Genomic DNA, 12,737 nt, shown 5'->3' with positions numbered 1-12,737 from the left:
CCTGGTGCCCTTTCGGCACCGAACGACGCAAGGGTGCTCCTGTGCGGGGCCTGGGTACAGCGGCTGAGGAATCCTTGTTGCAAGCTTGACGCACACGTGATCATCCGCAGACGTACGGACTCCACGGCCGTACGTCCGGCGGGCTCAACCGTCGTACGCGGCGGTGACGTACACCGTGCGCGGCGGCAGGTACTCGACGACCATGACCACCGTCCCGCGCTCGATACGGTCCTGGGTCGCGGCGGGATACGCGAGGAAGTGCTCGGCGCCGCCGCGCACCCGGACGATGACCTCGCCGACCAGCCCCGGCCCTATCGTGCCCGTAACCCGCCCCATCAAGCCGACCATCGGCGCGTCGTCCATGGCCACAGCGTACGGGCCGGGGCGCCCATCTGCCGTCGTCGAGGCGGCGACCGGCTGAACCGGCGGTCACCGCCGGGCTGGGGGTGGGTTCCCCTAGTAGGGCTTGGTCAGGTCGGTATGGGGTCTGGCATGTCGCGGTGACAGGTGGGGCAGGCGCCGGTCCAGACCGCGAGGAGTAACTGCAGTTCGCGGGCGACCCGGTAGAGGCTCAGGCCGGCGCCGTCCCTTTTGGGGACCGGGTGATGCGCTGGAGGGTGCAGAAGGCGTGCGCAACGGAGACGAGGGTGACGTGGTGGTGCCAGCCCCGCCAGGTGCGGCCCTCGAAGTGGGCCAGGCCCAGGGCCTGCTTCATCTCGCGGTAGTCGTGTTCGATGCGCCAGCGCAGCTTCGCCGTGCGCACCAATGTGGCCAGCGGGGTGTCGGCGGGCAGGTTGGAAAGCCAGAACTGGACGGGTTCGGCTTCGGTGGCGGGCCATTCGGCCAGCAGCCAGCGCACCGGAAGCTCGGGCCCGTGGGTGTTCTTGCGGATCTCGCGTCCGGCGGGCCTGATCCGCAGGGCCACGAAGCGTGAGTACATGCGCTTGAAGCCGCTGCGGCCGCTGCCCGGGCGGGAGCCCTCCCGCCACTGCACCGGCCGGGTGGCCTGCCTGCCGGCCGTGATGACCAGTTGCTTCACCCGCTGCGCCGGCTCGGGGTAGGCGGGCTGGGGCCGGGGGCCGCGACCGCTGTAGGGCGGGATCTGCGGCCGCGCCCCTTCCGGCTGCGCGGTCGTCGTGCTCGAGATGCCCACCACGTAGGTGAGCCCGCGTTCTTCCAGGCCCAGCCGGAAAGCGGCCGTGTCGCCGTAACCGCCGTCGGCAACGGCGAGTGGGACCTCGATGCCCCACGACCGGGTCTCGTCGATCATGTCCAGCGCCAGCTGCCACTTCTCGACATGGCCCACCTCTGCGGGAATGCCGCACGGCCCACGGCGGGCCGTCTTGGCGGGATCGGCCTTCGGCGAGGCGGGATCCCAGCTCTCGGGCAAAAACAGCCGCCAGTCGATGACCGCCGAGGCACCGTCCGAGGCCATGTGCAGCGACACCCCGGCCTGGCAGTTGGTGACCTTGCCCGCGGTGCCGGTGTACTGCCGCGTCACGCACGCCGACGCATCACCGTCCTTCAGGAACCCGGTGTCATCGATGATCAACGCGGTCGGCTCGACCACCTGCTGCATCCGCCACGCCAGCCGGGCCCGCACATGCGCGGCATCCCACGGACTGGAGGTGATGAAGTGGGCCAACGCCTGCCGGTTGCCGTCCGCGCCCAGCCGCGCGGCCATCGGCTCCACCGACTTGCGCCGCCCGTCCAGCAGTAGCCCCCGCAGATAGACCTCGCCCCAACGGCGCTGATCCGTTCGCGCGAACGGCTCGAACACCTCCGCCGCGAAGTCCTCCAGATCACACCGGACCGCAGCCAACTCCCCACCCATCACACCCGGTCAACGACTCACCCGATCAAACGGACACGCCACCAGAGACCGAACATGACCAAGCCCTACTAGCGATTGCACAGCTTCACTGCCGCACGGTGACGGTCGGCGGGGGGACGCGGTGCGAGATGCCGAATGTGCCGTGTCCGGCCGCAAGTTCACAGGTCGGAGCATGTCCGAACTATTGACGCGCACACGACGCGGACTTACGGTCTGACCGATTTACCGAACTGCGTTCGCAATGTCGAACGCGGAGAGCCGTCGGTTGGATCATCAAGGAGCCGTACGTGACCAGTTCCCGCCCCACGCCCTCCCGTCGCAGCCTGCTGCGCGCGCTGGCCGCCCTGCCCGCCTCGGCACTCGTCCTGGGCGAACTGCCCGGGCTGCTCGGCACCGCCGCCGCGGCGGCCCCGCCCGGCGGCTCCGCCACGCGCTACACCATCGTGCCGTTCCTCAACAGCAACGACGGCACGGTGAACGTCTACCAGTCCGACGACGCCACCGACTTCCGGCTGGTGAAATCCTCGGCCTACACCCCGCCGAGCAACCGCATCCGCGACGCGAGCGTCTTCAAGCACACCAACGGCTACTACTACGTCACCTACACCACGCACACCTGGCAGGACACCAGCACCACCATCGGCTTCGCCCGCAGCTCGGACCGCGTCAACTGGACGTTCCTGTACGACTACACGGTCCCGATCGCCAACCTGTCCCGCGCGTGGGCACCCGAGTTCTTCGTCGACAGCGACGGCAGCGTCAACATCATCGTGTCCTGCTCGGTCACCAGTGACGAGTGGATCTTCACTCCGTATCTGCTGAAGGCGACCAACTCCGCTCTGACGACGTGGAGTTCACCGGTCGCGCTGTCGGGCATCGGGTCGAACCACATCGACACGTGCATCGTGAAGATCGGTTCCACCTATCACGCCTTCCCGAAGAACGAGACGACGAAGTACATCGAGTACGCCACCGCCACCAGCCTCGCCGGCCCCTACACCATCTCGAAGACCGGCGACTGGGCCGGCTGGGGCAGTTATCGCGAAGGCCCGTCCGTGATCCAGCTCGACAACGGCGGCTGGCGGATCTTCTTCGACGGCTACGGCGACGGGAAGTACTACTACAGCGACAGCTACGACACGTTCGCCACCTGGACCGCCGCGAAGGCGCTGCCCTCGGTCTCCGGAACAGCCCGTCACTTCACGGTCGTCAAGGAGACGGTCAGCGGCGGCCCGACTCTGCCGAAGGGCGTCACGCGCTCCTTCCAGTCGGTCAACTACTCGACGCGTTACTGGCAGGTGCAGTCCTCGCTGCTCAACCTCCCCGTGGTGAGCAGTTCCAGCACCACCGCGCTCAAGCAGGCGTCGACCTTCACGGTCGTCGCGGGACTGGCCGACGGCAACGGCTACTCGTTCCGCGACAGCTCCGGCAACTACCTCCGCCACTGGGACTTCCGGGCCCGCTTCGACGCCAACGACGGCACCTCGACCTTCGCGAAGGACGCCACGTTCATCGCCAGGACGGGCACGGCGTCGGGGTCGGTGCGCTTCGAGTCGTACAACTACCCGGGCTACTTCCTGCGCCACTACAACTACCAGTTGCGCGTGGACGTGACGGACGGCACGGACACCTTCCGCCAGGACAGTTCCTTCGTCCCGGTGACGGCCTGGGCGTAGTCGCCGACCCCGCTACGCTCGCCCCAAATGCCGCATGGTCAGCGCCAGTTGCAGTCTGAGCCGGCCCTGAGGGGTACGGACGGGCCACCCGAGCAGCGCCTCGGCGTGGCCCAACCGGTCCTGGAGCGTGGAGTGGTGGACGTTGACCTCGACCGCGGCTCCCCGCAGGCTCGCCGTCGAGGCCACGGCGTGCAGTGTCGTCAGCATCCAGGGCGCGTCCGCGACCGCGGCCTCCAGTGCCTGGACGTCGGGCGGCGGATCCGCTCCCGGCACGACGAGCTCGGCGAGCAGTCCGATACCGCCGAGCTCATCGGCGTACACGACCCGTGGGCCGGGGGAGTGCGGGGTGCCGTCGGCCGTGAACCGGAGGGCGGTGCGGGCGGCGGCCCAGGAGCCCGGCAGTTCGAGCACGGGCACGGCGGGCCCGACACCGACCCGGCCGGGCGGGAGGGCGGAGCGGGCGGATCCTGGGTCGGAGGGGGCCGGTTCGGCCTGAGCCGGTGAGTCCGCCCTGCGCGGATCCCCGGCGGCGAGAACACGGGGCGGGCCGTCGAGCGGGGCGACCGCCCGGGCCGGGGCGCCGGGGTCCAGGCCCAGGCGCCGGGCCGCGTGCAGCCGTACCTGCTCGGGCGCGGTGGCGTCGAGCAGGGTCTCCACGAGCGCCGGGTCGTCGGCGGGGGCGGCCGGGGCGCGGCCGCGGGTGCGGTCGAGGACGACCCGGATGGCAGCCGCCGCCCGCTCCAGGATCACGGCGTCCACGACGCTGGGTGCCCCGGCCCGCTCCAGCCACAGTGCCGGGACGCCGTCCGGGGACAGCGCGGCGGACGGCCAGGCCGGGTCCGGCGGCTGGTCCGTGTCCCGGCGGCGTCCGTCGGTCTCGACGCGCAGACGCACCCGGCGCCCGGCGTCGGCGAGCCGCGCGGGACACCCGGCCAGGACGGCGACCCCGCGCACCAGCGCCTCGAGGCCCGCCCGGTGCTCGGCCAGCCGATCGAAGTAGGCGATGACCCGGACGGCGGCGCCGGCATCCGGATCGAGTGCGGTCAGGCGCCCCGCCAGCTCTTTCATGGCCCCATGGTGCCAGTTGCTCCGCAGGTTGTGCGGTTCCTTGGCTGCGGGCCTGGTGGGGGGTGGTCGCGCAGTTCCCCGCGCCCCTTGAGGGATTGCGTGCCGTCGGCTGGGTGCTTCGCGGGATGGGTGTGCCTTCTGCTGCGGGCCTGGTGGGGGGTGGTCGCGCAGTTCCCCGCGCCCCTTGAGGGATTGCGTGCCGTCGGCTGGGTGCTTCGCGGGATGGGTGTGCCTTCTGCTGCGGGCCCGGTGGGGGCTGGTCGCGCAGTTCCCCGCGCCCCTGGGGGCTGCGCCCCTTCGGGACCAGCCCCGCGCCCCTGGGGGCTGCGCTCCTTCGGGACCGGCCTCGTGTCCCTGGGGGCTGCGCTCCTTCGGGACCGGCCTCGTGTCCCTGGGGGCTGCGCTCCTTCGGGGGTGCCCGCCCCCGGGGTTCGGTGGCGGATCAGGGGTCCGGTGGTGCCTCGGGGTACCTGGCCCGCGTTGTCCTACTCCGCCAGGAGTCGGCGCAGCCACTCCATCTGGGCCGACTGGCAGGCCTGGGACAGGAGCGCCTGGGGGGCGAAGCCGTCGAAGCCGTGGAAGCCGCCCGGCCAGACGTGCAGCTCGGCGATTCCGCCGGCCTGCCAGAGGCGGGTCGCGTAGGAGACGACCTCGTCGCGGAACGTCTCGGCGGAGCCGACGTCGAGGAAGGCCGGGGGCAGCCCGGACAGATCCTCCGCACGGGCCGGTGCGGCGTACGGGGAGACGTCCGGGCCACCGCGCTCCGCGCCGAGCAACGCGGTCCACCCGGTGTCGTTGGCCGTGCGGTCCCACACGCCGAGGCCCGCCATCTGGTGCACGGAGGGAGTGTCGTTGCGGTCGTCGAGCATCGGGCACATCAGCAGCTGGCCGAGCGGCCGCGGACCCTTGCGGTCCCTGAGGAGCAGCGCCAGCGCGGCCGTCAGGCCACCGCCCGCGCTGGCCCCCGCGATGACGATCCGCTCGGGGTCGGCGCCGATCTCCTCCGCGTGGTCGGCGGTCCACAGCAGTCCGGCGTAGACGTCGTCGATGGGCGCCGGGTACGGGTTCTCCGGCGCCAGCCGGTACTCGACGGACACCACGACCGCGCCCAGTTCCTTGCCCCACCGCAGCGGGCCGTCCACACCGACGCGGTTGTTGCCGAGCACCATGCCGCCGCCGTGCACGTGGTAAATCACCGGCAGCGGACCGTCCGTCGCCGGAGCGACCGGTCGGCAGATCAGCAGCGAGATGTCGGGCGCGTTCTCGGGGCCCGGCACGATCCGGTCCTCGACCTCGAAGGCCCCGCCCAAGGTCAGGTCCAGGTCCGCCAGCATCTCGATACCGGGCCCGTTGCGCACGGTCTCGATCTCGTCCATGGTCAGCTGCGGCGGCAGCGTGTCCTTGATCATCTCCAGGACGGCGGCGAGTTCCGGGTCGAACGGCGGCGGCGTTAGCGTCATTGCCTCTGCTCCTCATGCTGCGTGCGGCGGATCGTACGACGATGGTCCGCGCGCCCGCCCGGTCCGGGCATGCCGCCGTCCGGCGGAACCTGCCCGCCGTCCGGCGGGTAGCCCGGTCGGCCCCGGTCTCGGCCGAAGGGGTGCCGACGGCGGTGACCTCGGGACTTTGCCGAGTCATGAACCATTGTTCACCGTGCGGGGGTGGAAGTGATCGTCGGCGATGACAACGCTGCCATTTGCACATCCTTCCTCTGGAGCACCTGTGAACGTCTCATTCACCGTCTGGACCCTGACCGTCGTCGCCCTGTGTGTCCTGGTCGCCGTCGACTTCCTCATCGGCCGCAAACCCCACGACGTGTCCCTGAAGGAGGCGGGCACCTGGACGGTGGTGTGGGTCGTCCTCGCCTGTCTGTTCGGGCTCGGGCTGCTGATCTACGGCGGGAGCAAACCCACCGGTGAGTTCTTCGCCGGTTACATCACCGAGAAGTCGCTGAGCGTCGACAACCTCTTCGTGTTCGTGCTGATCATGGGGAAGTTCGCGGTGCCCTCGCAGTACCAGCAACGGGTGCTGATGGTCGGCGTCCTGGTCGCCCTCGTCCTGCGGGCCGGGTTCATCGCGGCGGGCGCGGCGATCATCACCGCGTTCTCGTGGGTCTTCTACCTCTTCGGCGCCTTCCTCGTCTGGACGGCGTGGAAGCTGGTCCAGGACGCCAAGGCGGGCTCGCACGAGGGGGAGTACGAGGAGAACAAGCTGCTGAAGATGGCCGAGCAGAGGTTCGGGGTCGCGGACCGGTACCACGGCACCAAGCTGTTCATCGTGGAGAACGGCAAGCGGATCATGACGCCGATGATGGTCGTGATGCTCGCGATCGGCTCCACGGACGTGCTGTTCGCGCTCGACTCCATCCCCGCCATCTACGGGCTGACCCAGGACCCGTACATCGTCTTCACCGCCAACGCGTTCGCCCTGATGGGCCTGCGCCAGCTGTACTTCCTCATCGGTGGCCTCCTGAAGAAGCTGGTGCACCTCAGCTACGGCCTGTCGATCATCCTCGGCTTCATCGGCGTCAAACTCGTCCTGCACGCCCTGCACGAGTCCGGCGTCCACGTCCCGCAGATCTCCATCCCCTTCTCACTCGGCTTCATCGTCCTCGTACTGGCCGTCACGACCGTGACGAGCCTGCGGGCCTCGAAGAAGCAGGAGGAGGCCGAAGCGGCCCAGCCGCAGGCTTGACTTCGCGTGCGCTCCAGGAACTAGCGTCGCTGTTGGAACACGGCTGGACGAAGGCGATCGGAGACGGACATGCGGCTCGGTGTGCACATCAATCGGTTCAACCACTCCGGGGGCGGCCCCGCGCTCGGCACCGAGCTGGCGGCGGCCGGTGCCGCGGCCGAGGCGGCGGGCGTCCACCGGCTGACGGTCATGGACCACTACTTCCAGATGGAGTTCAACGGTGGGGCCGAGGACGCCATGCTGGAGGCCTACACGACCCTCGGTTTCCTCGCCGCACACACCTCCACGGTCCGCCTCGGCGCGCTGGTGACCGGTGTGACGTACCGCCACCCGGGTCTGCTCGCCAAGATCGCCACCACGCTCGACGTCCTCTCCGGCGGCCGGGCCACCCTCGGCATCGGGGCGGCCTGGTACGACCGGGAGCACGAGGGCCTGGGGGTGCCGTACCCGGCGACGGCCGAGCGGTTCGAGCGGCTGGAGGAGACGCTGCGGATCTGCCTGCAGATGTGGGACCCGGACGACAACGGGCCGTTCGAGGGCACGCACTACCGGCTCGCCGAGACCCTCTGCGTCCCGGCGCCCGTCAGCTCGCCGCGCCCGGAGATCATGATCGGCGGTGGCGGGGAGCGGAAGACCCTCCGCCTGGTCGCCCAGTACGCGGACGCCTGCAACCTGTTCGCCAGCACCCCCGAGGAGATCGGGCACAAGCTCGACGTCCTGCGCGGCCACTGCGACAGCGTGGGACGCCCGTACGACGACATCACCAGGACGCTTCTCTACATGGGCGACGCGGCGGACGAGAACGACGTCGACGGCTTCGTCCGGGACATCGAGGGGTATGCGAAGTTCGGCATCGAGACGGTGATGCTGGCGCCGCGCACGGGCGAGCCGGCGGCCTGGATCGAGGAGTTCGCGGCCCCGGCGGTGCGGCGCGCGGCCGAGCTGGGCTGAGACCGAAGGACATGGGGGAGGGCCGGAGCCCGTACGGCTCCGGCCCTCCCCCATACCCGCGTCGCTACCTCGGTCAGGCGGCGGCGGAGGCGGTGGCCTCGGTGTGGATCAGACCGATGACCTCGGCCAGCTGCCCGGCGACCTCGGCGTCGTCGGAGGGGTGCGTCTCGGCGAAACGGACCAGCGAGCCGGGGATGGCGAGTTTGACGTCGACAACCTTGGCACCGGCGATGCCCACGGACTTGCGGGCCTCGTCCTGCGCCCAGACGCCGCCGAACTGGCCGTACGCGGTGCCGACCACGGCGACCGGCTTGTCGGAGAGGGCGCCGGCACCGTACGGGCGGGACAGCCAGTCGATGGCGTTCTTCAGGACGGCCGGAATCGTGCCGTTGTACTCGGGCGAGAAGAGCAGCAGCGCGTCGGCCGAGTTGGCGGCCTCGCGCAGCGCGGCGGCGGCGGCCGGGACGCTGCCTTCCACGTCGATGTCCTCGTTGTAGAACGGGACGTCGCCGAGGCCTTCGAACAGCACGACCTCAGCACCCTCCGGAGCGTGCTTCACGGCCGCCTCGGCGAGCTGGCGGTTGGTGGAACCGGCGCGAAGGCTGCCGACGAGACCAAGGATACGAACAGACATGGGGGACTCCACTGAGGGTTGAAACAACGTCGTCACGATCCGGACCGAGGTCCGTTTAAAGTTCTACCAGTGAAACGGACCGCGGTCCAGTTTTCTTCCGAGGCGTTACGCTGCAGTCATGTCCGACACCCTGCCGCCCTTCTCGAAGCCCCAGCGGCGGCCCGAGGAACCCCTGCTGCTGGCACTGGGGACCGGCGCCGGCATCGGGCTCGGTGCCGATGCGGAGGCCGACGAGCCGTGTCTGCGCGCCGACGCCGCCCGCAACCGCGCCCGTCTGCTGGAGGCCGCCGGGCGGCTGGTGGAGCAGCACGGCGTGGCGGGCCTGACCATGGAGGCGGTGGCCGCCGCTGCGCAGGTGGGCAAAGGGACCGTGTTCCGGCGCTTCGGGGACCGCACCGGCCTGCTGATGGCCCTGCTCGACCACTCGGAGCGAAATCTCCAGGCCGCCTTCCTGAGCGGCCCGCCGCCGCTCGGACCCGGCGCGCCGCCCGTGCAGCGGCTGCGCGCGTTCGGGGTGGCGGTGCTGCGCCGGGCCTTCGACGAGCTGGAACTGCAGCTGGCCGCCGAAGGCGAACCCGGCCGCCGCTTCGCATCCGCACCCCACCTGGTCCGGTCCGGTCACGTCACCATGCTGCTGCGTCAGGCGATTCCGGACGCCGACTGCGAACTCCTCGCGAAAACACTGATGGGTTATCTGGATCCGGCCCTCATCCATCACTTGACCAGGCAGTGCGGGATGCCGCCGACGCGCCTGGAGGCGGGCTGGATCGACCTCGTCGACCGGATCGCGGGCGGTGCGCCGTCGCCTTGAGCGCGACTTTCGGCCAATTGCACCGATCGCGCTCCGCTGTGCGGAGGTGCGCAACCGGTGCGTCCTGTCCGGGACTTGACTCGGCCTGTCCGGAAAGCGCGTTCGGTGCGCGACAGTGCGGGGAGCAGCTGGGAACCGGTTGACCTACGGGCACCGGGCAACTGGAAATGATCTTTCAAAAGGCGGATTGGTAAAGCGCTTTCCTAAAGCACTTTCGTCAACCGCCTTTGCTATCGGGTCGATTGCGAAGTTCCCCCGGTCAAAACTATGCCCCGAGCTTCTGCAAAGATGCCGTACGTCATGGTGCAGATACCGAATTCGGCCGCCCCGGCGGTACCCCAGCCACGCTCCGTGCCCACGAGCGCGGATGTGGCACGCCTGGCCGGCGTCTCGCGCGCAACCGTCTCCTACGTCCTCAACAACACCAGTGCCGTCCGGATCAGCGAACCCACCCGCCGCCGCGTCCACGAGGCGGCGAAGGAACTCGGGTACGTTCCGCACGCGGCGGCCCGCAGTCTGCGGGCCGGACACAGCCGCATGGTCCTGATGCCCGCGCCCAGCGTGCCGATCGGCCCGCTCTACAGCCAGTTCATCAACGAACTGCAGTGGGCGCTCAGCCGCCTCGACTACACCGTCGTCCAGTACGCCTCGGTCGGGCTGCGCGGTGACGAGGCGGCCCGGGCCTGGGCCGAACTGCGGCCCGCCGCCGTCCTCGTGCCCGTCGGCGGGCTCGAGGCGGAGGGCGTGGCCGTCCTCAAACGCTCCGGTGCCCGGGCCGTCGTCACGCTCGGTACCGAGCGCATCGAGGGCGCGCACAGCCTGCTCATCGACCACGCCGGCGTCGGACGTGTCGCGGGTGCGCATCTGTACGCCCGGGGCCGCCGCCGGATCGGCGTCGTCATGCCCGACGAGCCGGGCCTGAAGGTCTTCTCCAAGCCCCGCCTCGACGGAGTGCGCGGCGCGCTGGAGGGCACGGACGCCTCGGTGACCGTGCTGCCGCTCGCGTACGAGGAGGAGTCCGCGGCCCGCCTCGCCGCCCGCTGGCCCGAACTCGGCCTGGACGGCGTGTTCGCGTTCAACGACGAGTACGCGATGCTCCTGATGCGGGCCCTGCAGGACGCGGGCGTCACCGTCCCCGGGGACACGGCGCTGGTCGGTGCCGACGACCTGCTCCTCGGCCGGCTGCTGCGGCCCCGGCTGAGCACGGTGCACATCGAACTCCCGGCCGGCCGAGACCTCGCGGAACTCGTCGACCGCGCGGTGCGCAACCCCGGCGCCGCCGCCGAGACCCACCACGTCCACGGAGCCGCGCTCGTCCACCGCGACTCCAGCTGAACCGGCGTGCGTACGCGGCGACTTCGGCGGCGCGGTTCCCGTACCGCGTGACTAGGATGTTGCACGCTCAACCAGTGGAGATGCCGTCGACCACCGGACGCCGCGTGCTGCTCTGCCGCGCGCCGGATCACCGCATCCCGCGCCGCGGCTGACGAACGGCCGCGAACCACACGGGACCCGCCTTCGCTCCGCGTGTCCCGCCGGTGACTGATCGGAGAGCCACAATGCCGTTGCTCGACCCCAAGACCTGGCAGTCCCAGGCCGCCCGTCCCCTGTCGGGCCCCGAGTACGCCGTCACCGAGCCCGCCACCGGCGACACGCTCGGCACGGTCACACTCGCCACCGGCGAGGACGTCGGACCGGCCGCGCAGGCCGCCCGTACCGCCCAGCAGGCATGGGTGCGTACCCCGCACTTCGTCCGTGCCGGGGTGCTCCGCAAGGCGGGTGACCTCTTCGCCGCGCACGCCGACGAACTGCGCGACTGGATCGTCCGCGAGTCCGGCTCCATACCCGGCAAGGCCGAGTTCGAACTGCACGTCGCCGCCCAGGAGTGCTACGAGGCCGCCGCCCTCGCCTCCCGCCCGGCCGGGCAGGTGCTGCCGTCCGAGGCGCCCCGGCTGTCCTACACCCGCCGGGTGCCCGTCGGGGTGGTCGGCGTGATCTCGCCGTTCAACGCCCCGCTGATCCTCTCCATCCGCTCCGTCGCCCCGGCGCTCGCGCTCGGCAACGCGGTCGTCCTGAAGCCGGACCCGCGCACGGCGGTCTGCGGCGGGCTCTCCCTGGCCGCGGTCTTCGCCGAGGCGGGCCTGCCCGAGGACCTGCTGCACATCCTGCCGGGCGGTCCCGACGCGGGCCAGGCACTGGTCGCCGACCCGCTGGTGCCGGTCATCTCCTTCACCGGCTCCACGGCGGCGGGCCGGACCGTCGGCGAGGCGGCCGGCCGCCACCTCAAGCGCGCCCACCTCGAACTCGGCGGCAACTCCGCCATGATCGTCCTGGAGGACGCCGACCTCGACGCGGTGATCTCCACCGCCGCCTGGGGCTCCTTCTTCCACCAGGGCCAGATCTGCATGACCACCGGCCGCCACCTCGTCCACCAGTCGCTGTACGGGGAGTACGTCGAGCGGCTCGCCGCCAAGGCCGACGCCCTCGCCGTCGGTGACCCGTACCGCGCCCAGGTCCACCTCGGCCCGATCATCGACGGCTCCCAACTCGCCAAGATCCACGGCCTGGTGGAGGCCAGCACGGCGAGCGGCGCCAGGCTCGCGGCGGGCGGCACGCACGAGGACCTCTTCTACCGGCCGACGGTCCTCGCCGACGCCGACGACCGGACCCCCGCCTACGCGGAGGAGGTCTTCGGCCCGGTCGCGCCCGTACGCCCCTTCAGCACCCTCGACGAGGCCGCCGCGCTCGCCTCGGCCGGCCCCTACGGGCTCTCCCTCGGCATCGTCACCCGTGACACCTCACGCGGCCTCGAACTCGCCGAGCGGATCCCGACCGGCATCGTCCACATCAACGACCAGACGGTCAACGACGAGGCCGTGGCTCCCTTCGGCGGGGTTGCCGCGTCCGGCACCGGTGCGCGGTTCGGTGGGGAGTCGAACCTGGAGGCGTTCACTGACGTGCGGTGGACCACTGTGCGGGGGGATGTGGCGCCGTACCCCTTCTAGAGCGATCCGGCGCGTTGTCGGCCGCCGGCCCGTCGTGGCTGGTCGCGCGGTTCCCCGCGCCCCT

Annotated in this window: 11 protein-coding genes; 6 read left to right on the top strand and 5 right to left on the bottom strand. The window is 70.9% G+C overall.

The features are described from left to right. Positions 1 to 144: 144 nt before the first annotated feature. Positions 145 to 363, bottom strand: a complete 219-nt coding sequence (locus QA861_RS04140; RefSeq protein WP_334586817.1) for an NfeD C-terminal domain-containing protein — start codon at positions 361 to 363, stop codon at positions 145 to 147. A 208-nt stretch (positions 364 to 571) separates the two neighbouring features. Next, complete coding sequence (locus QA861_RS04135) at positions 572 to 1,834, bottom strand: IS701 family transposase (protein ID WP_334586816.1); 1,263 nt, start codon at positions 1,832 to 1,834, stop codon at positions 572 to 574. A gap of 287 nt (positions 1,835 to 2,121) precedes the next feature. Here QA861_RS04135 and QA861_RS04130 point away from each other — a divergent pair, with 287 nt between their 5' ends. After that, complete coding sequence (locus tag QA861_RS04130; RefSeq protein ID WP_334586815.1) at positions 2,122 to 3,510, top strand: glycoside hydrolase family 43 protein; 1,389 nt, start codon at positions 2,122 to 2,124, stop codon at positions 3,508 to 3,510. Between the two features lie 12 nt (positions 3,511 to 3,522). Here the strand turns inward: QA861_RS04130 and QA861_RS04125 are convergent, their stop codons facing one another. Further along, the gene (locus QA861_RS04125) at positions 3,523 to 4,578 is read right to left on the bottom strand and encodes a helix-turn-helix domain-containing protein (RefSeq protein ID WP_334586814.1); all 1,056 of its coding nucleotides are present in this window, start codon (positions 4,576 to 4,578) and stop codon (positions 3,523 to 3,525) included. A gap of 485 nt (positions 4,579 to 5,063) precedes the next feature. Continuing rightward, positions 5,064 to 6,038 (bottom strand): alpha/beta hydrolase, encoded by a 975-nt coding sequence (locus QA861_RS04120; protein WP_334586813.1) that lies wholly within the window; start codon positions 6,036 to 6,038, stop codon positions 5,064 to 5,066. Between the two features lie 262 nt (positions 6,039 to 6,300). Here QA861_RS04120 and QA861_RS04115 point away from each other — a divergent pair, with 262 nt between their 5' ends. Both QA861_RS04115 and QA861_RS04110 read left to right on the top strand, forming a co-directional pair. Continuing rightward, complete coding sequence (locus tag QA861_RS04115; protein ID WP_334586812.1) at positions 6,301 to 7,272, top strand: TerC family protein; 972 nt, start codon at positions 6,301 to 6,303, stop codon at positions 7,270 to 7,272. A gap of 69 nt (positions 7,273 to 7,341) precedes the next feature. Continuing rightward, positions 7,342 to 8,223, top strand: coding sequence for an LLM class F420-dependent oxidoreductase (locus tag QA861_RS04110; protein WP_334586811.1), 882 nt, complete (start codon positions 7,342 to 7,344; stop codon positions 8,221 to 8,223). Positions 8,224 to 8,296: 73 nt separating this feature from the next. Here the strand turns inward: QA861_RS04110 and QA861_RS04105 are convergent, their stop codons facing one another. Next, complete coding sequence (locus QA861_RS04105; protein ID WP_334586810.1) at positions 8,297 to 8,857, bottom strand: NAD(P)H-dependent oxidoreductase; 561 nt, start codon at positions 8,855 to 8,857, stop codon at positions 8,297 to 8,299. Between the two features lie 118 nt (positions 8,858 to 8,975). Between QA861_RS04105 and QA861_RS04100 the strand changes: the two genes are divergently transcribed. From QA861_RS04100 to QA861_RS04090, 3 genes are all read left to right on the top strand, one after another. After that, complete coding sequence (locus tag QA861_RS04100) at positions 8,976 to 9,668, top strand: TetR/AcrR family transcriptional regulator (RefSeq protein ID WP_334586809.1); 693 nt, start codon at positions 8,976 to 8,978, stop codon at positions 9,666 to 9,668. Between the two features lie 300 nt (positions 9,669 to 9,968). After that, complete coding sequence (locus tag QA861_RS04095; RefSeq protein ID WP_443041439.1) at positions 9,969 to 11,003, top strand: LacI family DNA-binding transcriptional regulator; 1,035 nt, start codon at positions 9,969 to 9,971, stop codon at positions 11,001 to 11,003. Between the two features lie 224 nt (positions 11,004 to 11,227). After that, entirely contained in the window at positions 11,228 to 12,673 is a 1,446-nt protein-coding gene (locus tag QA861_RS04090; protein WP_334586807.1) for a benzaldehyde dehydrogenase, read from the top strand. The last annotated feature ends 64 nt before the right edge of the window (positions 12,674 to 12,737 follow it).

Source organism: Streptomyces sp. B21-083, from assembly GCF_036898825.1.
Taxonomy (GTDB): Bacteria; Actinomycetota; Actinomycetes; order Streptomycetales; family Streptomycetaceae; genus Streptomyces.
The sequence above is the reverse complement of the archived record's forward strand: the minus strand, read 5'-3'. Positions and strand labels throughout refer to the sequence as shown.

What these genes read in the sequence shown, in the direction of transcription:
- QA861_RS04140 (WP_334586817.1), bottom strand. Translation starts at nt 363, where the DNA reads ATGGACGACGCGCCGATGGTCGGCTTGATGGGGCGGGTTACGGGCACG.
- QA861_RS04135 (WP_334586816.1), bottom strand. Translation starts at nt 1,834, where the DNA reads ATGGGTGGGGAGTTGGCTGCGGTCCGGTGTGATCTGGAGGACTTCGCG.
- QA861_RS04125 (WP_334586814.1), bottom strand. Translation starts at nt 4,578, where the DNA reads ATGAAAGAGCTGGCGGGGCGCCTGACCGCACTCGATCCGGATGCCGGC.
- QA861_RS04120 (WP_334586813.1), bottom strand. Translation starts at nt 6,038, where the DNA reads ATGACGCTAACGCCGCCGCCGTTCGACCCGGAACTCGCCGCCGTCCTG.
- QA861_RS04110 (WP_334586811.1), top strand. Translation starts at nt 7,342, where the DNA reads ATGCGGCTCGGTGTGCACATCAATCGGTTCAACCACTCCGGGGGCGGC.
- QA861_RS04105 (WP_334586810.1), bottom strand. Translation starts at nt 8,857, where the DNA reads ATGTCTGTTCGTATCCTTGGTCTCGTCGGCAGCCTTCGCGCCGGTTCC.
- QA861_RS04100 (WP_334586809.1), top strand. Translation starts at nt 8,976, where the DNA reads ATGTCCGACACCCTGCCGCCCTTCTCGAAGCCCCAGCGGCGGCCCGAG.
- QA861_RS04095 (WP_443041439.1), top strand. Translation starts at nt 9,969, where the DNA reads ATGGTGCAGATACCGAATTCGGCCGCCCCGGCGGTACCCCAGCCACGC.
- QA861_RS04090 (WP_334586807.1), top strand. Translation starts at nt 11,228, where the DNA reads ATGCCGTTGCTCGACCCCAAGACCTGGCAGTCCCAGGCCGCCCGTCCC.